Below are 21241 nucleotides of genomic sequence, written 5' to 3' on the forward strand. Positions count from 1 at the left end.
GCGATGGTATCGAGAGCAACCTTACCCGAGCCGGCAAGATATTTCGATGGCCGGGATCAATAAATGGGCATTACCAGGCGAGATGACCCTTGATTGACCGCATATCGCCTACTTTTCCCGCCATTAGCCACCCTTTTCCCCTACTTAGCCTGAGCCTTGGCGACGGTTCGGCACCGATCCTGTGAATAATCCCTCTCCCTGAAGAGTCTGCTCAGGGACTGCTTGTTTGCCCGTTCGGCACACCCCATGGGCAGCTGCCGACCAACCGCTGTTACCCTTCGCCATATCCCCAGCGTCGCCGGCCAGGACGACTCAGGCGGGCCATAAGCAACGGCTCCAAGAGCGCCGGGCAGGCCCATCTCAAGCTGCTGATTGTGCTGAAAATAGTCCACAACGTCCAAGTTTTGGGCAAACGGGGCGAAAACCCATTTTTTGCACGGGTTAACGGGTTGACACCCGACCGGCAGGCTATTAATATCCGCACCGTCTCGACGAGACAGGCAATTCCTCCTTAGTTCAGTCGGTAGAACGGCGGACTGTTAATCCGTATGTCACTGGTTCAAGTCCAGTAGGAGGAGCCACTTTTCCCTCGTAGTTCAGTCGGTAGAACGGCGGACTGTTAATCCGTATGTCACAGGTTCAAGTCCTGTCGAGGGAGCCATATTCGGTTCCGAGTTGGAACACAGAAGACCAGAAACCCGTATAGCCTAAGGCTTTACGGGTTTTTTGTTGTCTAAATCAGACTAACTGGCTCTCATGAGCCCCAACCAACTGGTGCCTTTATTCGTGGTACTAGGGAGCCGAGGAAATGGCGAAGGACACGCTGAGCGACGCCAAGATCGGGACTGCCAAGCCTTAGGCCCAGGCCTATACCCCAGGGGTTGGTGTAAGGGTCAATGCAGCAGTGGTCATTAAGAAAAGAGAAGCGGCCTGAGTGCTGGCCGCCCTTTGCCTCGGCATTGATCAACCAGGCACATCTTATTTCATCCTGAGTGCCCACGACCCTTAACCAACGTCAAGAGGTGATACGCCATGAGCATCATGACTATTGCCGCGACAAAGGCGGTTCTTGCCAGTGCGCTTGGCGTGGTAGAGCGCCTCATCGACCACAATCAGCAGATCAGATGCTGGTTTACCAACCGCCCAGCTCGCGATACCACCACTGAAGGTCACTGCTAACCCGGGCTCCCGCCACTTGAGGGCAGCCGTCTCAATCCGCCAGGATTCCATCAAGGCCTCCGCATCTTCCAGCGAGCATTGCTCGAAGATAGCGACCAGCTCTTCACCACCATAGCGACAGAGGGTGGATGTCTCCCCCAACATGACCTGGCCAAGGGTGGCAACACGATTTAATACCGCATCACCAACCCAGTGCCCGTAGCTATCGTTGATCTTCTTGAAGTTATCGAGATCGATCAATGCCATCACAAAGGGGGTGTTATTCGTCTGAAATTTAATTAGCAATTCATTGAAATAATGACGATTATATAATCCCGTAAGCGCATCGCTCACACTCTTTTGATGGGTGTCATTGATGTGGGTTATTGTCTGAGACAATTCGGATTCCAACTCGCCAAATTCCGCCATACCGACACCCATATCATGCATTTGGGCATCCGGATCATCACGCAGTTGACGCACCTGACGAACCAAGTACTCCATGATATAGAGGAGCTTCAATTGAAATAGTTTTGCTATCACATAAAAGAGACTCACGGTCAATAGCGGCACAAGTATGAGTAAGGCAAGATTCAGATCAACGAAACTTTGACGCCAAGGTTGAACAGTGACGGCCACCAGTTCAGGTTTGTCAATAAGCGCCTCATAGGCCACAAACTCTCCGGCCGTGGCATCAAAAAATGTCCCTGACTGCCCAACCAATTTATCTTTCCATTCCCCCGAGAAGACGGTTCCCACCCTGCCAAGGTTGGAATGCATCCAGACCAGGCCTGTCTGTTTATCCAACAGCAGATGGCGTAGCCCATTATCAGCTGTCAGCATATTGGCAATTCGCTGAGACCAAACAGCCAGGTTGGCATCGACCGCGACGACCCGATCCCGATTGCCATCGCTGTCCCGATTTGGCAGAAGATAAGACCCGGTCAGGGATGGTTGATTGGTCGCAATATCAAGGTAGATGGGCGACCAGTAGAATTGACCCGGGCGCTTCAATGCGCCCTGATACCACACCCTGTCTGTCAGAGTTATACCCTCATCTATTTTATTCTTCCATTCCCGGTCCTTGTCGTTGGTAAACCAACTCCCGTGCGAATCAGCATAAAAAACTGTATCAGAGAGTGGATTTAAACGAGCCTGGTCATTCCAAAGACTGCGGTAATGGTTGACGCTATCTTTGGCGGAACTAAGCCTGACCCGGCTATCCCCCAATACGGTGACGTTCACCAAGCGCTCAAGCTGCTGAAAGTAATCGGTATGCATCAATGCCAGGCTATGATTCAAAATTCGTATTTTGTCGAGTGTCATGTTGCGATGGGCTTGATTGGCAACGATCAGCAAGCCTATAAACCCACACACCATTGGCAAGGCCAACAGCACAAGATACATTTTTATGAATTTGAATTTACTTGTTTTCTTTGTTGACAACTGCGTTTTCCTCTAACTACCAGTGCGGAGAAAGTCAATAGCAGACCCGATTACCCATGACCCTCTGCCAACGTTAAAAGGCGGCATGCCATAGTCGAGTTCACATGGTTGTTTACTCCAATCCACTTGGTCTCTTCTTGAACTCATAACGACGATTACATCGGAGACGGAACTCCGCCTGATGACGTTTGACCCACACATCTACTGGCATCACTGTGATGTGAATGCTGATCATGGGTAGAGCGCAAACTGAAGCGCCCCCAGTTCCCTAGACACCTTAAAATGAGGCAACTATTGGAGGTATCATGGGCCCGTCATCTTGCGAAAAGATCACAGGGACATCTGCCTGGTAAATTCTGACATCGGCATGGGTCGGCCATAGAAATAGCCTTGCAGGAAGGTCACTTGGCGCGCCCTCAGATAATCTGATTGAAGCTCGGTCTCTATCCCTTCTGCCACCAGTTTCAGGCCGAGCCGGCTCGCCAGATCGATGACGTTCTCGACGATGTGGCTGGAGAGCGCATCCGAACCGATCATCCCGACGAAGCTCTTGTCGATCTTGAGGAAATCGACATGGAACTTCTGCAGATAGGTCAGGGTAGAGTGGCCGGTACCAAAATCGTCGATGGCAATCAAAACACCCAGCACGCGCAACTCGGCAAACAACCGGTCAGTCACCTCGTTCGCCATGAGCAGTTCCCGCTCGGTCAGCTCTAACACCAGCTGGATGGGATTGTCCCGGAAGGCATCGATGAAATCGCGGCACATCTCCACCAGACTCAAGTCCTTGCACTGGCTGGCACTGATGTTGACACCGAAGTGAAAGCCCTTGGGCAGACGGTGAGCATGAGGAGCAAAGTGATCTCGCACCTGTGTCATCATCTCGCTAGTCATGGGTATGATGAGACCACTGTCTTCCGCCAGAGGGATAAAGCGATCCGGCGGGATCAAGCCCTGCAGGGGGTGTTGCCAGCGCATCAGCACCTCGCAGCCACTCCAGTAGAGATTGCCAGTGTCGTCGCCGGTCACCACGGGCTGTATGTAGGGAATGAACTCACGCTGATCCAGGGCCCGTCGCAGCTCTTGCGTGGGTGAAGCAGATCGCCCCATCAGCCGGAATACCCAAAATCCGAACAGCAGTCCCAGCAAGGGGAAGAGGATGAGGCTGACCTTGGAGTAAGCCCAGAGATGGGCGCCATACACTTCGATGGGAAGCATGGTGACGACCCGGTATGGGTACTTTTCTGATGCCTGCTCCAAATAGCCCTCTGTACCCGGGGAGAAGAGCTGCTCGGTGAGCCGGCCATCCGGCAACAACATCTGCTGGCCAACCACCAGGCCCAAGGGAGTGTTGCGCCTCAACATGTCGAGGATGTTAAGTAGATAGTAACCATCAACCCCCGCCAGCGCGCTGTAGCTTCCCGAGACCTGCCGATAGACGATGAGTGGTCGATCCGGCGTCACCTCGTTCCCCTTCATAAGATCGAGCCGGCCATCCGTATAGTCGTCGAGTTCGGTGTGTGCCTGAATGGGGCCATGGAGGGAGGTACAGTAAATGGTCTCCCCCTTGGCCAGGCTGACACTGCGCACATCCGGCACTGTCGCCACCTGCGCCCTCAACCCTTGCACTGCCTCCAGACAGGGCTTACCCACAGTGCCGATGACAGCAGAGGTCGCCTGCCTGGCATGGTCCAGAGTGCGATCAAACATGTGCTGGGCATGCAGCAAGCGCCCCTCGGCATCCTTTCTCATCTCGGAGGCGGTTTGCCATGAAATGATGGGTAATCCCAACACTATGGGCAACAGGCCCGCCAGCAAGGCTCCCCACTGCCGGGCATAGCGATGGCGTAACGTTGTGCGATAAAGCGGCATAGCCATCCTCACATTAAGATCCGATACGGCATAGATAGGCTCATCGAGGCGAGCTTGCCCTAATTTCCCCAGCAATTTGCTGATCTCAAAAATCGCCGGTTGGTTTGGAGATGGTGCTCCGCAAGATGTCGTGGTTGAACGAACAGTCCAAGCCAGTCACCAACGCACGCAATCATAAGAACAAACCGAACTGGTTATCGTATACAGGACCTGAAGCAGCACGAAATATTTTTAGCGCTATGAAATGAGGAATTGGATGGCAAGGCTGCTCCATTTTTAACCACACCAGAAGCAACTCAAGAGTCTCAGTCTGCATTTTTATGCGAAGATTTTCTTATGCATATGCATAGCCCTTGTTGACCAAACCAGGGACTATCCCTGTAGTGGCACAGTGAATTTGTGCCACCTGATTAGAGGTAGGTGTGGTATGGCGATGTGACCTACATCTGGGGGTGGCCAGCGTTGGGGCTATCAGGCGGTGGTAATGGACCTGTTTGCCAGAAAACCGGTGGACTGGGCTTTTAGTCTGTCGCCGAACAGCGAACTGACGGTGAAGGCACTGACCATGGCTGTTGAGGCGCGTGGGCGAACGACAGGTATGATGATTCACTCGGACCAAGGCAGCCATCAGCACCGCTAGCAGCTGTGCCGATATTGGATAGAGCAGAGCATGAGTCGGTGGGGAAATTTTTTGGGGCAATGCGCCGATGGATAGGCTGTTTCGCAGTCTGAAAAGTGAATGGGTACCGGCGACGGGATACCAGAATACGGGGGATGCCCAACAGTCGATAGCCGAGTATTTGATGGGTATTACAGCGATATAAGACTCCACCAGTACAACGGGGGGATTAACCCCCAACGAATCTGAGCACCTCTACTGGCATTCAGACTCTGTCGAGGGAACCCACTTCGAGAGCCCGCTTAGGAAACCAAGCGGGCTTTTGCTATTCTGCGCCGCCCAGATAGGCTTTGCGCACATCCTGATTGCCCAGCAACTCCTCACCACTGCCGCTTAGCCGGATCTGCCCGTTCACCATCACATAGCCACGGTCGGACAGCTTCAGCGCATGATAGGCGTTCTGCTCGACCAGAAAGATCGTCATGCCGCTTTGCGCCAGCTCGCGCAGCGTCTGGAGGATCTGCTTCACCACTATGGGCGCCAGCCCCAGACTCGGCTCATCCAGCAACAGCAGCTTGGGGCGGCTCATCAGCGCCCTGGCGATGGCCAGCATCTGCTGCTCCCCACCGGACATCGTCATCGCCCGTTGTTTACGGCGCTCTTTCAACCGCGGGAACAGCTCGAACATGGTTTGCAGATCCTGAGCCGCATAGCGATCGCCTATCGGTATGGTGCCCATCAGCAGGTTCTCTTCGACCGTCATGTCGGGGAAGATCCGCCGTCCTTCTGGCGCTTGCGCTATGCCCGCCGAGGCAACGAAGTGTGTCGATTGATGGCTGATGTCCTCGCCGCGAAACAGGATCTGCCCGCTGCGAATACGCGGCTGACCAAAAATCGACATCAAGAGCGTGGACTTGCCGGCACCATTGGCACCGATCAGCGCCACGGTTTCCCCCTGATGCACCTGCAGGTTGACCTGTTTCAGCGCCTGAATGGCGCCATAAAAAACGTCGACATTACGAAACTCCAGCATCGCCTCACTCATGCGCAGGCCTCGTCTTCGTCGGTGCCCAGATAGGCGGCAATCACCTTGTCATCATGCTGTATGTGCTCAGGCTTGCCCTCTGCGATCACGTCACCGTGATCCAGCACTATGATGTGGTCAGAAATCTCCATCACCATGCCCATGTCATGTTCGATCAGCAGCACCGTGATGCCGTGCCGGTCGCGCAGAAACCTTATGATCTTGCTGAGGGTACGCGTCTCCACCGGGTTGAGCCCGGCGGCGGGCTCATCGAGGCAGAGCATTTCCGGGGCCGTGCACATGGCGCGGGCGATTTCCAGCCGGCGTTGCTGACCATAAGACATCTCCCCCGCCAACCGGTTGGCGCAATCCACCAGATCCACCACCTCAAGCCAGTAAAACGCGCGATCCAGGGCGCGGCTCTCTGCACGCCGGTATGCCGGGGTGTTGAGTACACCGGCCAGCAAGTTGCGGTTGACCTGCATGTGCTGGGCGACCAGCAGGTTCTCCACCACCGACATCTCACGGAACAGACGGATATTCTGGAAGGTGCGCGCCAGCCCTGCCCGGTTCACCAGATGGGTACCGCCAAACATCTTGTAGAAGAGGCGCTGGCCGAGTTGGGCCGGGTTGATCCAGTCACCCGGCTGGAGTTTCTGGCCGAGGATCTGGATCACATTGGTCGTCTTATCGCGTGCGTTGAAGAAAATATGCCCGCCGGACGCCCGATAGAAGCCGGTCAGGCAGTTGAACACTGTGGTCTTGCCTGCGCCGTTAGGGCCTATGAGTGCGGTGATGGAGCCCCGCCGCACCTCGAGGCTCACATCGTTGAGCGCCTTGATGCCACCGAAGGAGATCATCAGGTGCTCAACGCTCAGGATCATGTCGTCAAAGGTTCTCTCTGTCATGGCGCCACTCCTTTTCGCACCGCAAAGCCGCTGCGGTTAATGCGAATGAGGCCGCGGGGGCGCCAGATCATCATCACCACCATCAACATGCCAAACAGCAGCACCCGGTATTCGGCGAAGCCGCGCAGCAGTTCAGGCGTGACCGTCAGCACAAAGGCCGCCAACACGACGCCAATCGTCGACCCCATCCCCCCCAGCACCACGATGGCGAGGATCAGGGCCGACTCGAAGAAGGTGAATGAGGTCGGGTTGACGAAGCCCTGATAGGTGGCAAAAAACACCCCGGCAATCCCTGCGGTAGCAGCCCCCAGCGTGAAGGCGGACAGTTTGACCAGCACATGATTCAGCCCCATGGAGCGGCAGGCGACTTCATCCTCACGCAGCGCCTCCCAGGCGCGCCCAATCGGCATTCGGGTCAGGCGATGTTTGACATAGAGCACCCACACCACCACCAGCACCAGAATGGTGTAGATGAAGATGAATTTCAGGTTGGGGTTATAGCTCAGGTTGAAGAACTCGTGGAAGGGCACGCCGCCCTGCTCCTTCGCCCGCCGCCCGAACTCCAGACCAAACAGCGTTGGCGGCGGGGCAGAAATCCCGTTGGGGCCGCCGGTAAATGCCAGCCAGTTGTTCAGGATCAGGCGAATGATCTCCCCGAAGCCGAGCGTCACAATCGCCAGGTAATCCCCATGCATTCGCAACACCGGAAAACCCAGCAAGGCTCCGGCCGCCGCAGAAATCAGCGCCACCAGCGGCAGCATCGACCAGAACCCAAGCCCAAGATATTGATAGCCAAGCGCAAGGCCATAGGCCCCGATGGCATAGAAGGCGACGTATCCCAGATCCAGCAGGCCTGCCAGGCCAACGACAATGTTCAACCCCAACCCCAGCAGCACATAGATCAGGCCGAGGATCGCCACGGTTAGCACATATTTGGTGGCAACAAAGGGGAAGCAGATGGCCAGCGCGAGCACCAGCGGAATGATCCAGCGCAGGGGATTCTTGTAATCCGGATCCCGTACATAGACCCCCGAGTTGTCCGTCTCAAAACAGGCGAGCAGGCGAACGCCTGCGGCCGTGGTCAAGAAGGCGCTCATCAGGAAACGACCGGCCATGACGGCCAGGATGATCCACGCCAGCCGTTGCCCGGCGAAATTAAAGCTGTAGCCATCCAGCACCACACCGACGATGGGGCCGAAGATGATCAGCGCCACCAACCCGGCGAAAATGGCATCCAGCAGGCAGCGTTTGAGGGAGAATCCGTCCTGCAATCTCGTCTGTGATGTCATCTGTTACGCCCTCACACCTTGGCAATGATGGGGCGGCCGAGCAGCCCCTGGGGACGAAAGATGAGGATCATCACCAGCAGCCCGAACGAGAACACATCCTTGTAATCAGAGTTCACCATCCCCGAGAATTGCGCCTCGGCAATGCCGAGGATGAGGCCCCCCAGCATGGCGCCGGGCAAGGAACCAATGCCCCCCAGCACGGCGGCGGTGAAGGCCTTGATGCCGATGATGAAGCCGACATAGAAATCGAAGGTGCCGTAGTTGAAGGTGATCAAGACGCCGGCAAGCCCCGCCATGGCGGCACCGATCACAAACACCAGAGAGATGATGCGATCGGTATTGATGCCAATGATCGAGGCCATTTTTCGATCCTGTTGCACCGCCCGGCACATGCGTCCCAACCTGGTATTACTGATGATCCAGGTGAGCAACAGCATGCCAGCAAAGGAGGCAATCAGAATAAATACCTTGGTGTAGGTTATCTGGATAAAGCCGTCGCCAATATGGAGCCGAAATACCCCGTCCAGCAAGGTAGGTACCCCTTGCTGACGCGGCCCCTGACTGATCTGCGCGTAGTTTTGCAGTATTAACGACATGCCAATGGCGGAAATAAGCGGTGCCAGACGGGTGGAGTTGCGCAGTGGTTTATAAGCGATACGCTCGATTGTCCAGCCATATACCCCCGTCACCACTATGGTGAACACCAGAGTGCCGAGGATAAGTAGCGGAAAAGAGTGCAACCCGAAGAACGACAACAGCGCCAGACCGATGGCGCTGAGATAGGCCGATATCATATAGACTTCGCCGTGGGCGAAATTGATCATGCCGATGATGCCGTAGACCATGGTGTAGCCAATGGCAATCAGACCGTAGACGGAACCCAGCGTTAATCCATTGATCAACTGCTGCAGGAAAAAGACATCCATCATAGTACGCTCTCGTTATAGGCCACTGAGGCCTGGTGGTTATAGAGCGCCGACTCGCGTCGGCGCTGAGCGTTTTCCACTATGCCGTTACTTGACTTCTTTATATGAGCCCTTGTCATCCCATTCGTAGACCACGTAATCGGAGACTTTCAGGTCGCCTTTGCTGTCCCAGGACTTCTTACCCATCACGGTATCTACGCTGTTCGCTTTCAGCCAGGCGCTGGCCTTTGCGGAGTCCGTGCCACCGGCCGCCTTGAATGCCGCGGCAATGGTCTGCACAGACGCATAGGCGTAGAGGGTGTAGCCTTCAGGCTCAAATTTGTTGGCGCGGAATTGCTCGATGACCGCCTTGCCGTCCGGGATCAGACGGGGATCCTGACCGAAGGTCATGTAGATGCCATTGGTGTACTGCGGGCCGCCGGCGGCCGTGACCATCTCGGCGTTGACGATGCAGTCCCCCGAGAAGAACTTGGCCTGCACGCCCTGCTCACGCATCTGGCGTACCAGCGGTCCCCCCTCCGGGTGACAACCGCCGAAGAACACCACGTCCGGCTTCTGCGCACCTATCTTGGTCACCAGCGCATTGAAGTCTTTCTCGCCGCGCGACAAGCCCTCGTACATCACATCCTTCACGCCACGTTTGGCCAGCGCCGCCTTGGTCGCATCGGCAAGCCCCTGCCCATAGGTGTCTTTATCGTGAATGATCACCACTCGCTTGGCCTTGAGCTTGTCGATGATGAAGTCGCTGGCCACCTGCCCTTGCTGGTCATCCCGCCCGCACATGCGGAACATGTCGCTCATGCCACGTTCGGTGACCAGCGGGTTGGTCGAGCCCGGGGTGATGGCGATGATCCCCGCGTCGTTATACACCTCGGAGGCTGGCATGGTGGAAGATGAGCAGAAGTGCCCCACCACCGCATTGACTTTATCCTGGTCAACCAGGCGGTTAGCCACGGAAACTGCCTGTTTGGGTTCACAGGCGTCATCCCCCTGCACCAGCTTGATCTTTTCGCCATTGATCCCGCCGGCGGCGTTGATGTCATTGGCGGCCTGAGTCGCGCCGTGCCAATACTGATCGCCATAGGTGGCGTTCGGCCCGGTGAAGGGGCCTGCAACACCGATCACAATATCCGCCTGGGCGGAAAATGCCGTGACCATACAACCGGCCAACACAAGCGCAATAGGGCTTCTGATGAATTTCAGCGACATTATGATGTTCCTTATCAAAGAAGCTTGGGTAGGTAAGCTCGAACGCCGGACGGCGCGTCCAATCCAACGGCAAAACGAGAGCACGATGCACGAAACAAACTCAATCCAGACAACATCCTGTGAGTGGATATAGGGCTTTTTTGCACGGCTGGCGTGCTGAAAAAAGCTAAGCAAATGATTGCCATAGTTGCAAACCGGACAGCAAATATTTGACCTGCCACAGTATAGGGCGCCATTTTCGGCCACCCGGTGTCGCCAAGTGAAATTACGGCGGGGATCACATCTGCTTAAAAATAACGGAAATGATTTCTACGATGGCCAGGATATTTGCTACCTTGCGCCCAAAAAGCACCGATAAGAAAACAGCGGCAATATATCGCCTCTCAATTCAGGCTTGTTCCATGACGCTGCCTTGGCGCGCCGTTCAGATCCATAATCAGCACTCTCTCACCCAGTTCAGGAGTCTCCATGCGTCGCTTCAACTTCATGCTCAACGGCAGCCGGCTGATGATGTTCCCCTTTTATGTCTGCATCCTGGTCTGCGTCGCCCTGCTGATGGTGAAATTTGCCATGCAGCTCTATGTCTTGTGCCGCGACATCATCGAGATCCACTACATGGATCTCATCACCGGCGTGCTGACTCTGGTGGACTTCGTGCTGGTGGCCCAGATGCTGATCCTGGTGGCCATCTGCGGCTATGTGCAGTTCATCCAGACCCAGGAGCAGCGCGAGGCCCTCGGCAACAACTGGCTCAGCAAGATCAACTTCGCCTCCCTGAAGCTCATCGTCATCAACTCCCTGGTCACCATCGCCGGGATCGAGGTGCTCAAGGCCTTTCTGGAGGATGGGGTGGGCAACGAAGTGGAGATGAAGTGGTCGGTGATAGTGTTCCTCGCCTTCTCCACCGCGGCGCTGATCTATGCGATCACCGAGCGCCTGGCGGATCACAAGTAGCTCGGCCTTTGTTTTCATTCAGGGTTTATTCATCAGGGGCGGAATTGATAACTCTTTTCATTGCGGTTACCCCATTGTAAACTTGCTCCCCCGGACGGAATGTCCGGGCGTTGGAGCATGTATGACAAGCCTTTCTCTCTCACCACGACATTTTTGGCGGTGGCTGGCCTATCACCATCAGGCGGCCGAAGGCTCCCTCTATCTGATGTTCTTCTCCGGCCTGCTGTTGTGGGAGCCGCTGACCCCCGTCTGGTCGCTGGCGCGCTGGAACCTGTTGCTCCACGTCATGCTCTCCCTCTCCCTGTTCCCCCTGCTGTTTGGCGCCTTCTGGCTCTCTCATCGCCGCCTGCTGCACCACAGTCGCAAGTCATTCCTGCGCACCACGGGCCGGATCATCGAGGGCCTGCTGCTGCTGTGCCTCGGCAGCGGCCTGGTGCTGATCCTGCACGGCACCCCGGGAGACGGACTCGGGACACTGGCCAGCTGGGCCCACTGGCTCAGCGCCTTGCTGTTAACTCCCCTGGTCTTGCGTCATGCCTGGCGCTGGACCCTGCTCAAGTGGCGCCCCTGACCCATGTTGAAGTCGCTGTTGTCTTGCCTGCTCGCCGGTCTTGTGTTGCTCGGGATGCCGCTGGCCCACGCCCAGCAGATGGGCAGCGCCCTGATTGCCTACGACGATGCCAGCTCCCCTCGCCTGCTCACCGCCAATCAGGGCGCTGGCTCCGTCACCCTGCTGGCACGGGACAGCGGCGAGCGCATCGAAGAGGCGCATTTTGGGGGGGATCTGCGCCAGCTGGCGCGGGCCCCCGATGGCACCCTACTGGTGACCGACTACAGCGGCGACCGCCTGCTGCTGCTGGGTGCCAACCTCAAGCTGGAAAAGGCCATCCCCACCGGCCATAGACCCTATGGCGTCATCTTCGACCCCAAGCGAGGCTGGTTCTGGGTCAGCCTGTTCGAGGCGGCGCGGCTGCAAGCCTATGATCTGAACGGCACCCTCAGGCTGGATGTGGCGACCGCCGAAACCCCGCGCGGGCTGGCGCTCACCGATGACGATCGCCTGCTGCTGACTCACGCCATGACCGGCCAGCTGGCCATCTACGATCTCGGCAAGCTCAAAGACCCGCTCGATGCCACCGCCCTGGCCAGGCCCCGCCTGATCACCCTGGCCGAGACCCACAGCGCCACCCCCAGTGACTCCCAAGGGCTGCCGCGCCTGCTGGATGGCATCGCCCTCTCCCCCGACGGCAGCGAGGCCTGGTTGCCCCATGTGCTGTGGAGCTTCGACCATCCCTTCCAGTTCCAGAGCACCGTCTTCCCTGCGGTCTCCATCATCGATCTCGATGAGGAGAAAGAGCGGGTGGATGAAAGAAAGCAGCTGTTCTTGCAGATCAACCTGCCCAATGTCGGCAACCGCAGCCAGATCGTCTCCAACCCCTTCGCCGCCCGCTTCGCCGCCGACGGCAAACGGGTCTACCTGACCCTGGCGGGCTCTGAGGATCTGCTGGTGTTCGATCTGTCCCGCAGCGGCAAGCAGAACAGCAACCGCCACCGCCGCAAGAAGTTCCAGGGGGGTGCCAAGGCGACCCAGTTGCTGCGCCACCTGCCGGGCCAGAACCCGCGGGATCTGCTCATCGATGGCGACCATATCCTGGTGCACAACGTCATGGGCCAGGATCTGACCCGCCTCGCCAGCGGCGGCAGCGGCCCCTTCGCCCGGGTCACCGTCGACGTCCCCCACTTCGCCAGGCTGGTGGAGCAAGATCCCCGCCCCGCCGCCCTGGTGCGCGGCGAGCGGCTGTTCCATCTCGGCAATACCCTCGGCAACACCAGCGCCAATGGCCGCTTCCCTATGGCCGGGGACAACTGGATGAGCTGCAACTCCTGCCACCTCGACGGTTTCAACTTCACCAACCGCTTCCTGATGCAGGCACACCGCCAAGCCAGCAAAGATAACGCCATCAACGGCCACGCCAACCTGACCAACATGGTGGCGGGAGACTTTATTGGCGAATACCTGCGCATGGTCCAGCAGACCCAGGGCGGCATGGGGCATGACGGCCGGGATGGCGCCGACACCGTAGATCCCGCCCATCCTCAACCCGAGGTGGAGGCCATGATGGAGGATCTGCACGCCTTCGTGACGGCAGACGGCAACCTGCCCTACCTCGCCAACTGGTTGCGCCTCGATGCCCCACGTCAGGATCCGGCCAAGGCGCCGACCACTCATCCCAAGGAGTGGCTGAACTCCGCCTCCTGCCAGAACTGCCATGCCCAAGCCTTCGCGGACTGGAGCGACAGTAACCACCGCCTGATGGGCAACTCCCACCCCTACTACAAGGCGGTGCAGGCCCTGGCCCGCCAGACCGAGGGCGAGGCCTTCGGCCAGTGGTGCCAGGGCTGCCACATGCCCCAACAGGTGTTGAACGGCCAGACCGACTTGCCCAAGGGCTCCCACATGCTGGAGCAGGGCGGCGCCTCGCTCATCGAGGCCCACCGGGCGGGCGAGCCCGTGGTGGAAGAGGGCACCGGCTGTGTGCTGTGCCACCGCATCACCCGACTGGAAGACGCGGGGGGCAACAGCGCCTTCACCGTCAACCTGAAAGACAGGGAGAGCTATGTGTTCGAGGATGCCCCCGGCGGCAGCGCCCGCCACTGGCTGGCCGAGCGGCAGATCAACGCCCGCCCGGCGATGCACAAGGCCTCCTATCAGAAGGATTTCTATCAGGATGCGGCGCTGTGCAAGTCCTGCCACAACGAGTTTGCTCCGGGCACAGGCGCCAACATAGTCAACACCTGGGACGAGTGGCAGAATTCGAGCTTCGCCAGGGCCGAGGATCCGGCCAGGCGTCGCAGCTGCATCGACTGCCATATGAACCCGACGCCGGGTAAGGGTGGCGATGCGGTCGTCGGTCAGTCCACCGAGAACGGAACCACGAAGAGCCGCCTCTATCGCCACAACTTCACCGGCGCCCAGCACCAGCTGGTGGGGCTGCGCAATCCGGATCTGGAGCAGGAGAGCCTGGCGCTGCTGCGCTCCAGCGCCGCCCTCAGCGCCCGCATAGAGCAGGATGCCGAGAAGCAGGCACTGGTGGTGCGCGTCACCAACGTCGGCGCCGGCCACGCCCTGCCCACCGGGGTGGCGGATTTTCGTGAGCTCTGGCTGGAGCTGACCCTCACCGACGCCGAGGGCAACATAGTGCTGCGCAGCGGCCAGCCGGTAGCCGGAGCCGTGCCGGAGGATGCCCGGCTGTTCAGGAAGGTGTTCGGCGATGCCGACGGCAAGCCGGTGGGGCTCAAGTTCTGGCGCTACGCCAAGCTGCTGGCAGACACCCGGATCCCGGCCGATGGCTGGCGTGACGAGTCCTGGCCGCTGCCCGCGGATGCCAGAGGCCCCTTCAGCGCCGACATCAGACTCAACTTCCGTACTTATCCCAAGTGGGTCAACGACATAGTGCGCGCCACCGAGCCGCAGCTGCCCGAGCCCCCCATAGTGCTACTCAACCGGCTACAGCTGACCCAGCTGCAGCCGACCCCATCCTCCCCCGACATGGAGCCTGAACGCTGATGTTTGCAAGTTTCCTTATTACCCTGCGCGAGGGGCTGGAGGCCTTTCTGCTGGTTGGCATCTGCCTCTCCTACCTCGCCAAGCTGGGGGCGAGTCGCTACAACAAGTTCATCTACCTGGGGGTGGTGCTGGGCCTTGTCGCCTCTCTGGCGGTGGCCTTCCTGTTTCAGGTGGTGGTCAGCCAGTTCGAGAGCGAGCGTTACAACCACCTGCTGATGGCGGGGATCCTGATCTTCGCCACCCTGGTGCTCACCTACATGGCAGTCTGGATGCAGAAGCAGGCCAAATCCCAGGTGGGGGCCATGACGGCCCGCATCGATGCGGCGGTCGATGCGGGCAACCTGTTCGGGCTGGTGCTGCTCGCCTTCCTGGCGGTGATGCGAGAAGGCTTCGAGACGGTGCTCTTCTTCTCGGCCCTGGTCTATTCGGGCCAGGGGGTGGATCTTCACGAAGGGCTGATGGGGGCCCTGGCCGGGTTGCTGGTCTCGGTAGCCCTGGTGTGGGCGCTGCTGCGCTCCACCCGCAAGGTGGCGCTGGCCCCCTTCTTCCGCTGGACCGGCCTGCTGATCATCATCATCGCCGCCGGCCTGTTGTCCTCCGCCGTCAACATGTTGCAGGCGGCCGGGGTCATCACCCTCTGGACCACGCCGGTGTTCAACATCAGCCATATCCTCGACGATCGAGGGGTGTTCGGCACCTTCCTGCGCGCCCTGTTTGGTTACAATGCCTCCCCCGCCGGCCTGCAGCTGGCGACCTGGGTGGCTTATCTGGCGGTCTTCGTCACCATCTGGTATCGCAACTACAAGCCCAAGCCAGCCGCCGGCAAGGCATAAGCCAGCTCGTTCAATCCGGGGCCTGCTGGCCCCCTTTTCTCGCTTTCGGATACCAGTGGCATGACGGATAACAACCAGAAAATTGCAGTGTTGGGGGCCGGCCCCGCCGGTCTGATGGCCGCCTGGCGCCTGCGTCAGGCCGGCTTTGCGGTCACCCTGTTCGAGCAGGAGCCCGTGGTGGGCGGCATGTGCGCCACCCAGCGCTTCACGGGCAAGGATGGCGACTACCGCTTCGACTACGGCGGCCACCGCTTCATCACCAAGAACCCCGAGCTGCTCGCCTTCATCGACGAGCTGATGGGGGAAGATCTGCTGCACGCCGAGCGCAAGAGCGTCATCCGCTTCAATGGTCGCACCTACGACTACCCGCTCAACCTCGGCAACCTGCTCAAGACGGCGCCACTGCCGCTGATGGCGGGGGCGCTCAAGGATCTGCTGCTGTTGCCCTTCGCCAAGAAGCCGGCGGATTTCGCCAAGGCCAGCTTCGCCGACTGGATCCAGAGCCACTTCGGTCGCACCCTCTATCGCCAGTTCTTCGAGGGTTACACCGCCAAGCTGTGGGGCATCAACCCGGATCGGCTCTCCGCCGACTGGGCCGGCCAGCGCATCAGCCTCATCGACTTGAAGGACGTGGCGCGCCGCCTGCTGCCAAGGCGCAAGGGCACTCACTCGGTGCGCACCTATGCCCGCAAGTACCGCTATCCGAAACATGGCTTCGGCCAGATCTTCACCACCCTGGGGGAGCGGCTGGTGGCGGAGGGCGTCGTGCTCAGGACAGGGGCCACCATCAGCCGACTGACTCAAGCCGATGGCCGCATCGAGCGGGTAGAGTGGCAGCAAGAGGGCGTGGCGCAGAGTGAGACATTCGATCAGGTGATCTCCACCCTGCCGCTGCCGCTCACCTGCCAGCATCTGGGGTTGCCCTGCGACCTGCACTATCGCGCCCTGCGCTTTATCAACATGCCGCTCAATCAGGAGAACCTGTCGGACAACACCTGGCAGTACCTCTCCGATCCGCACATCCTCGCCACCCGGCTGCAGGAGCCACGCCGGCGCAGCCCCTTCATGGCGCCGGCGGGCAAGACATCCGTGATGCTGGAGGTCCCCTGCAATCCGGGGGATGCCACCTGGCAGGCACCGCTGGCGGAGCTGCGCGGCCGCATCAGCCAGGATCTGGCGAGTCTCGGGGTCGACACCGACAAGCTCGGCGAGGAGACCTTCGAGGCGCGCAGCGAACATGCCTATCCGCTGATGGATCTCGGCTATCAGCAGCGGCGCGACGCCGCCATCCAGGGCCTGATGCCCATCGCCAACCTCATCATGAGCGGGCGCCAGGGTACCTTCCGTTACATCTTCACCGACACCGCCATGGAGATGGGGCTGATGGCCGCCGACATGGTGATCGACGGGGTGGACAGACGTCACCAGATCTTCAATCATCGCAACGAAAACACCGTGATCGAAACCCAGAGCGTGGCCTGACAGGCCCCTGAACGTGGTGATCGACGGCATAGACAGGCGCCACCAGATCTTCAATCATCGCAACGAAAACACCGTGATCGAAACCCAGAGCGTGGCCTGAGCCCGGCTGAATGAATCAATAAAGGAGAGTAAGGATGAGCATCCGCCACGGTTTTATCGCCCTCTTGCTGCTTGCGAATGTGGGGCAGGCCCAGGCCTACTCCTACGCGGCGGCAGGCAAGGAGCCCCTGATCGATGCCCGCGAGCAGTTGCTGACGGCGGCGAGCGAGGGCCAGGATGGCAGCGCCATACTGGCGAGCCTCGCCGAGGAGCTCGACTATCTGGAGCAGCACCACAAGGTGCAGCTCCAGGCGCCGCTGGCCGAGGCCATCAAGGGCAAGGACGTCGAGGCGACCGCGGCCCTGCTCAATCGCGCCTACAAGGCCGAGATCGAGCGCCGCCTCGAGGGGGCCAGCCAGAATCTGGGGGACTATCAGACCGCCAAGGTGCTGGTGGTCAAGAGCAAGCGCTTCCTGGATCTGATCCTGCCCTCCCTCAATGAAGGGGATCGCAAGGCCGCCGAGCAGGCACTGGCCAAGGTGCTGGATGCCATCGGCAACCCCGGCGTGTTCGGCGTCGGCGCCAAGCCCGCCGATGCCGCCGCCTTCGCCGAGGCCGAGAAGGCGCTGATTACCGTGCTGGCCCCGCTCTGATTGCTACCCGCCGACCGATGACGACCTCTCCCCTCATCCCCAGCCCTTCTCCCGCAAGGGGAGAAGGGGGCGATGGACCTCGCAGGCAGGATACGGGGAGAGACGGGATGCGGGCACAAGGTCCCGGCCGCCAGCTTTGGCTGCTGGTGATATTGCAACTGGCCTGGATGGGCTGGCTCTTTGCCTTCCCGGTGGCGCTGGATTCCGACGATGCGCTGAACTTCGCCCACGGGGTGACACGCTTCAGCGTGCTGGAGTTCGCCCCCCACTTTCCCGGCTATCCCGCCTTTATCTGGTTCGCTCGCCTGATCCATCTGGTGGCCCCGGATCCCGCCAGCGCGGTGCAGTGGGCCAGCCTGCTCGGCAGCAGCCTGCTGCCCCCCCTGGCCGCCTGGCTGGCGGTGCGGCTGTGGCAACGACCGGCGCTGCTGGCCCCGGTCTGGCTCGTCACTATGGCGCTGCCGCTCACCCCAACGCTGGCACTGGCTGGCCTCTCCGACGGCCCGGCGCTGGCCGCCTGGCTCGGCGCCTTGCTGGCGCTACAGTATCGTCGCCTTGCCTTGGCGGGCCTGCTGGTGGGGCTGCTGCTGGCGCTGCGCCCCTCCTATCTGGTGCTGGCGCTGCTGCCAGTATTTCAAGGATGGCGGCAGGGCTGGCAAGCCAGGGAGCAGCGATTCGTCTTCCTCTTTCCCATCGCGCTGGTGGGGCTCGCCTGCCTGTTGTTTGTCTGGCAGGCGGATGGCTGGGCCTACTTCGGCGAGGGGCGGCGCTTTACCGATGGCCACTTCACCCTATGGGGCAACACGGCGGCGGCCCACGGCTCCCGCCTGCTGAGCTGGGGCCAGACCCTGTCTTCCCAGCTCAGTCCGCTCTGGCCGCTATTGTTGTGGCCGCTCTGGCTGGGGGGGCGGCGCCTGGCCGCCTGCACTGATGCACTCTGGGGAACGTCATGGCGTTGGGGCTGGCTGGCCCTGCTGCTCTGGACCCTGTTTGGCCAGAACCCGGACAATCCCCGCCACCTCGCCCCGCCGCTCTACCTTGGCCTGATCCTGCTGGCCGGCGGCCTGCCTGCGGCAAAGCCTGTCGCGGTGGCGATCATGCTGGGTGGCCTGGCGCTGCTCTGCACCACCCTTATCACCCCGGCCTTGCCGGCCTCCCTGCCTGCCATAGCGCAGGCCCGCCAACTGGCCGAGCGGCACTGTCCGGCCCTGGTCACCCAGTGGGGCGTGCGCCTGCTGCGCGAATCCAGCCCGCTGCCCGTCACCGATGGCTGGTATAAGGGCGATGCGGCGCTGGCACTGGCACGAGGCGCCTGCCGCCTCAGCCGCCGGCCCTTGGCCTCTGGCGACCTGCCGGGCCCTTACCAAGCTATCTGGTTCGCTCCCCGCTTTCGTGCCGAACCCGGCCTCTGGCTCGGCATCCCGCAGTGATCCCCTGACTCCCCGCCCAGCACGCAGGCAACAAGGTGTCATACGCTTCCCCATCAGGCTCGGCTACACTCACTGCGCATCCGCCAAGAGAGTGTCTGCCGATGAAGGGTCTCAGGGAGTGGTATCTCGTCGTGCCGAGCCTGGCGCTGGCCAGCGGACTGCTGCTGTTGCCGTTCTGGCTGCAGGGGGGCAGCCAGGGCCATGATCTGTTCCACCATCTGCTCTCCGGCCACTATTTCGCCCAGCAACTGTGGCAGGGGGAACCCTATCCACGCTGGCTGATGGCGATGAACGGCGGCTTTGGCAGCCCCACCTTCTTCTTCTATCCCCCGCTGCCCTACTATGTCAGCGCCCTGTTTGCCGGCCCCGGCGCCCTCGCCCAACACGCCATCATCCCGCTTCTGTGGAGCGCCAGCCTGGCACTGCTGCTCTCCGGCATCGCCGCCTACCTCTGGCTGCGCGGCTTCACCGCCCCCGGGCGTGCCCTGGCCGTCAGCCTGCTCTACCTCGCCCTGCCCTACCACCTGGCCATGGATCTCTACGCCCGCTTCGCCCTCGCCGAGTTCTGGGCCTTCGTCTGGGCGCCCCTGATCCTGCTGGGGCAGGATCTCGCCACCCGGCGTCAGCGGGGCGGCCTGTTGTTGATGGCCCTGAGCCTGGCGCTGCTGGCGCTCTCCCACCTGCCCAGCCTGCTGCTGATGATGGGGCTCATCAGCCTGCGTGCCCTGCTGCAGGCCTGGCAGGGCCGCACCCTGCGCCCCTGCTGGCTCATCCTGGGGGCTCAGGGGCTGGGGCTCAGCATGGCGGCCACCCTGCTGCTGCCCGCTTTGGCCGATCAGGGGGCCATCTCCATGGAGCTGATGCGCGGCGGCATGTTCGATTTTCGGCGCAACTTCCTCGACCGCTTGCCGTCCGGCTGGGAGGACTGGCGCTTTCGCAGCCACCTCGCCTGGCAGAGCCTGCTGACCCTGGCCCTGCTGCTGACCGCCTGGGCCGCCGCCCGCGAGCCGCACCATCCCGAGCTGCTGTGCTGGGGGGCGCTGGGGGTGAGTGCCTTCCTGATGATGCTGCCCGTCAGCCAGCCGCTCTGGTCCTTGCTGCCCCCGCTGCAGCGGGTGCAGTTTCCCTGGCGCCTGAACCTGATCCTCTGCCTGGCCACCGTCGCCGTGGTGGCGCTGGCCACCCCCGCGCACCGCCCCTGGCAGTGGCTCTGGTGGGGGTTGCTGCTGCTGACGCTGATCTCCGCCCTCGCCTATGTGCACAGCTCCCCCCTCACCCAGGCACCGGACAGGGCCGCCCTCGCGGACGAGTTCGACAGCAAGCGCAGCGCCCGCGAATATAGGCCCAAACAGGTGCCGAGCGGCCTGTTCGCCCCGACCCTGCTCGCCTGGAAGGAGGAGTTCCTGCCCCCCGTCAGCGCCGATCAACCCGGCGCCCACTGGACGGTGCAACGCTGGCAGCCCCGCGCGCTGGCGCTGGAGGTGACGACCAAGGTGCCGACCAAGCTGGTGCTGCACCAGTATGACTACCCCGGCTGGCAGGCCTGGCTGGATGACTCCCTGGCGCTGACGGTGAGTGCCAACCCGCAAGGGCTGCTGCAGGTCTGGGTGCCCGCCGGCAGCCACTCCCTCAGCCTGAGGCTGATGCCGCGCTGGCCGGAGCGGCTGGGCAACCTGCTGTCGCTGCTGGGCTGGCTGATCTGGCTTGGGCTCGCATGCTGTCGCCAACGATCGCCGCTAGAACGCTGATTTGTCAGCAGATCAGACCTCCCGGCACGGTGCGTGATAGTCCAGCCGGCCTGGCACAAAGCTGATAAACTTCAAGATTATTG

15 protein-coding genes, 2 tRNA genes and 1 pseudogene are annotated in these 21241 nt (G+C 60.5%); 11 read left to right on the top strand and 7 right to left on the bottom strand.

Going from position 1 to position 21241, the window contains the following annotated elements; translation table 11 throughout:
• Nucleotides 1-505 precede the first annotated feature (505 nt).
• Nucleotides 506-581: transfer RNA gene (locus KW825_RS01375), tRNA-Asn, on the top strand.
• A 4-nt stretch (nt 582-585) separates the two neighbouring features.
• Nucleotides 586-661: transfer RNA gene (locus KW825_RS01380), tRNA-Asn, on the top strand.
• A gap of 344 nt (nt 662-1005) precedes the next feature.
• Here the strand turns inward: KW825_RS01380 and KW825_RS01385 are convergent.
• Nucleotides 1006-2604, bottom strand: coding sequence for a diguanylate cyclase domain-containing protein (locus tag KW825_RS01385; protein WP_218327968.1), 1599 nt, complete (start codon nt 2602-2604; stop codon nt 1006-1008).
• Nucleotides 2605-2934: 330 nt separating this feature from the next.
• The gene (locus tag KW825_RS01390; protein ID WP_218327969.1) at nt 2935-4476 is read right to left on the bottom strand and encodes a cyclic diguanylate phosphodiesterase; all 1542 of its coding nucleotides are present in this window, start codon (nt 4474-4476) and stop codon (nt 2935-2937) included.
• A gap of 420 nt (nt 4477-4896) precedes the next feature.
• Between KW825_RS01390 and KW825_RS20470 the strand changes: the two are divergent.
• Nucleotides 4897-5360 (top strand): annotated as a pseudogene (locus KW825_RS20470) (DDE-type integrase/transposase/recombinase); the annotation flags it as partial.
• A gap of 60 nt (nt 5361-5420) precedes the next feature.
• Here the strand turns inward: KW825_RS20470 and KW825_RS01400 are convergent.
• From KW825_RS01400 to KW825_RS01420, 5 genes are all read right to left on the bottom strand, one after another.
• On the bottom strand, nt 5421-6128 hold the full coding sequence (locus tag KW825_RS01400) for an ABC transporter ATP-binding protein (protein WP_218290444.1): 708 nt from the start codon (nt 6126-6128) through the stop codon (nt 5421-5423).
• 8 nt (nt 6129-6136) lie between these two features.
• A complete protein-coding gene (locus tag KW825_RS01405) occupies nt 6137-7027 on the bottom strand; it encodes an ABC transporter ATP-binding protein (RefSeq protein WP_218327971.1) in 891 nt (296 codons plus the stop codon).
• Nucleotides 7024-8316: a high-affinity branched-chain amino acid ABC transporter permease LivM gene (livM, locus tag KW825_RS01410; RefSeq protein ID WP_218290408.1), complete on the bottom strand. Its 1293-nt coding sequence runs from the start codon at nt 8314-8316 to the stop codon at nt 7024-7026. The genes KW825_RS01405 and livM overlap by 4 nt, the downstream gene beginning before the upstream one ends.
• 11 nt (nt 8317-8327) lie before the next feature.
• Nucleotides 8328-9242, bottom strand: coding sequence for a branched-chain amino acid ABC transporter permease LivH (locus tag KW825_RS01415; protein ID WP_305730730.1), 915 nt, complete (start codon nt 9240-9242; stop codon nt 8328-8330).
• Between the two features lie 87 nt (nt 9243-9329).
• Entirely contained in the window at nt 9330-10367 is a 1038-nt protein-coding gene (locus KW825_RS01420; protein ID WP_218290406.1) for a branched-chain amino acid ABC transporter substrate-binding protein, read from the bottom strand.
• Nucleotides 10368-10919: 552 nt separating this feature from the next.
• Between KW825_RS01420 and KW825_RS01425 the strand changes: the two genes are divergently transcribed.
• The 8 genes from KW825_RS01425 (at nt 10920) to KW825_RS01460 (ending at nt 21158) form a co-directional block, all read left to right on the top strand.
• Nucleotides 10920-11405, top strand: a complete 486-nt coding sequence (locus tag KW825_RS01425) for a YqhA family protein (protein ID WP_042653475.1) — start codon at nt 10920-10922, stop codon at nt 11403-11405.
• Between the two features lie 121 nt (nt 11406-11526).
• On the top strand, nt 11527-11976 hold the full coding sequence (locus tag KW825_RS01430) for a hypothetical protein (protein WP_218327973.1): 450 nt from the start codon (nt 11527-11529) through the stop codon (nt 11974-11976).
• Between the two features lie 3 nt (nt 11977-11979).
• Complete coding sequence (locus KW825_RS01435; protein ID WP_218327974.1) at nt 11980-14973, top strand: hypothetical protein; 2994 nt, start codon at nt 11980-11982, stop codon at nt 14971-14973.
• Complete coding sequence (locus KW825_RS01440) at nt 14973-15806, top strand: FTR1 family protein (RefSeq protein ID WP_218327975.1); 834 nt, start codon at nt 14973-14975, stop codon at nt 15804-15806. Before KW825_RS01435 ends, KW825_RS01440 begins: the two co-directional genes overlap by 1 nt.
• Nucleotides 15807-15866: 60 nt before the next feature.
• Nucleotides 15867-17288 carry an FAD-dependent oxidoreductase gene (locus tag KW825_RS01445; RefSeq protein ID WP_218327976.1) on the top strand — a complete coding sequence of 474 codons (1422 nt, stop codon included), beginning with the start codon at nt 15867-15869 and terminating at the stop codon, nt 17286-17288.
• A gap of 134 nt (nt 17289-17422) precedes the next feature.
• Nucleotides 17423-17980, top strand: a complete 558-nt coding sequence (locus KW825_RS01450) for a hypothetical protein (protein WP_218327977.1) — start codon at nt 17423-17425, stop codon at nt 17978-17980.
• Between the two features lie 140 nt (nt 17981-18120).
• Nucleotides 18121-19410 (top strand): hypothetical protein, encoded by a 1290-nt coding sequence (locus KW825_RS01455; protein WP_218328156.1) that lies wholly within the window; start codon nt 18121-18123, stop codon nt 19408-19410.
• Between the two features lie 101 nt (nt 19411-19511).
• Entirely contained in the window at nt 19512-21158 is a 1647-nt protein-coding gene (locus KW825_RS01460) for a hypothetical protein (RefSeq protein ID WP_218327978.1), read from the top strand.
• Nucleotides 21159-21241: the final 83 nt, after the last annotated feature.

This window comes from Aeromonas sp. sif2433 (assembly GCF_019218705.1).
GTDB classification, from domain to species: Bacteria; Pseudomonadota; Gammaproteobacteria; order Enterobacterales; family Aeromonadaceae; genus Aeromonas; species Aeromonas encheleia.

Coding starts and splice junctions, on each gene's coding strand:
- livM (WP_218290408.1), bottom strand. CDS start 8,316: ATGACATCACAGACGAGATTGCAGGACGGATTCTCCCTCAAACGCTGC.
- KW825_RS01415 (WP_305730730.1), bottom strand. CDS start 9,242: ATGGATGTCTTTTTCCTGCAGCAGTTGATCAATGGATTAACGCTGGGT.
- KW825_RS01405 (WP_218327971.1), bottom strand. CDS start 7,027: ATGACAGAGAGAACCTTTGACGACATGATCCTGAGCGTTGAGCACCTG.
- KW825_RS01445 (WP_218327976.1), top strand. CDS start 15,867: ATGACGGATAACAACCAGAAAATTGCAGTGTTGGGGGCCGGCCCCGCC.
- KW825_RS01390 (WP_218327969.1), bottom strand. CDS start 4,476: ATGCCGCTTTATCGCACAACGTTACGCCATCGCTATGCCCGGCAGTGG.
- KW825_RS01400 (WP_218290444.1), bottom strand. CDS start 6,128: ATGCTGGAGTTTCGTAATGTCGACGTTTTTTATGGCGCCATTCAGGCG.
- KW825_RS01460 (WP_218327978.1), top strand. CDS start 19,512: ATGAAGGGTCTCAGGGAGTGGTATCTCGTCGTGCCGAGCCTGGCGCTG.
- KW825_RS01450 (WP_218327977.1), top strand. CDS start 17,423: ATGAGCATCCGCCACGGTTTTATCGCCCTCTTGCTGCTTGCGAATGTG.
- KW825_RS01435 (WP_218327974.1), top strand. CDS start 11,980: ATGTTGAAGTCGCTGTTGTCTTGCCTGCTCGCCGGTCTTGTGTTGCTC.
- KW825_RS01430 (WP_218327973.1), top strand. CDS start 11,527: ATGACAAGCCTTTCTCTCTCACCACGACATTTTTGGCGGTGGCTGGCC.
- KW825_RS01425 (WP_042653475.1), top strand. CDS start 10,920: ATGCGTCGCTTCAACTTCATGCTCAACGGCAGCCGGCTGATGATGTTC.
- KW825_RS01440 (WP_218327975.1), top strand. CDS start 14,973: ATGTTTGCAAGTTTCCTTATTACCCTGCGCGAGGGGCTGGAGGCCTTT.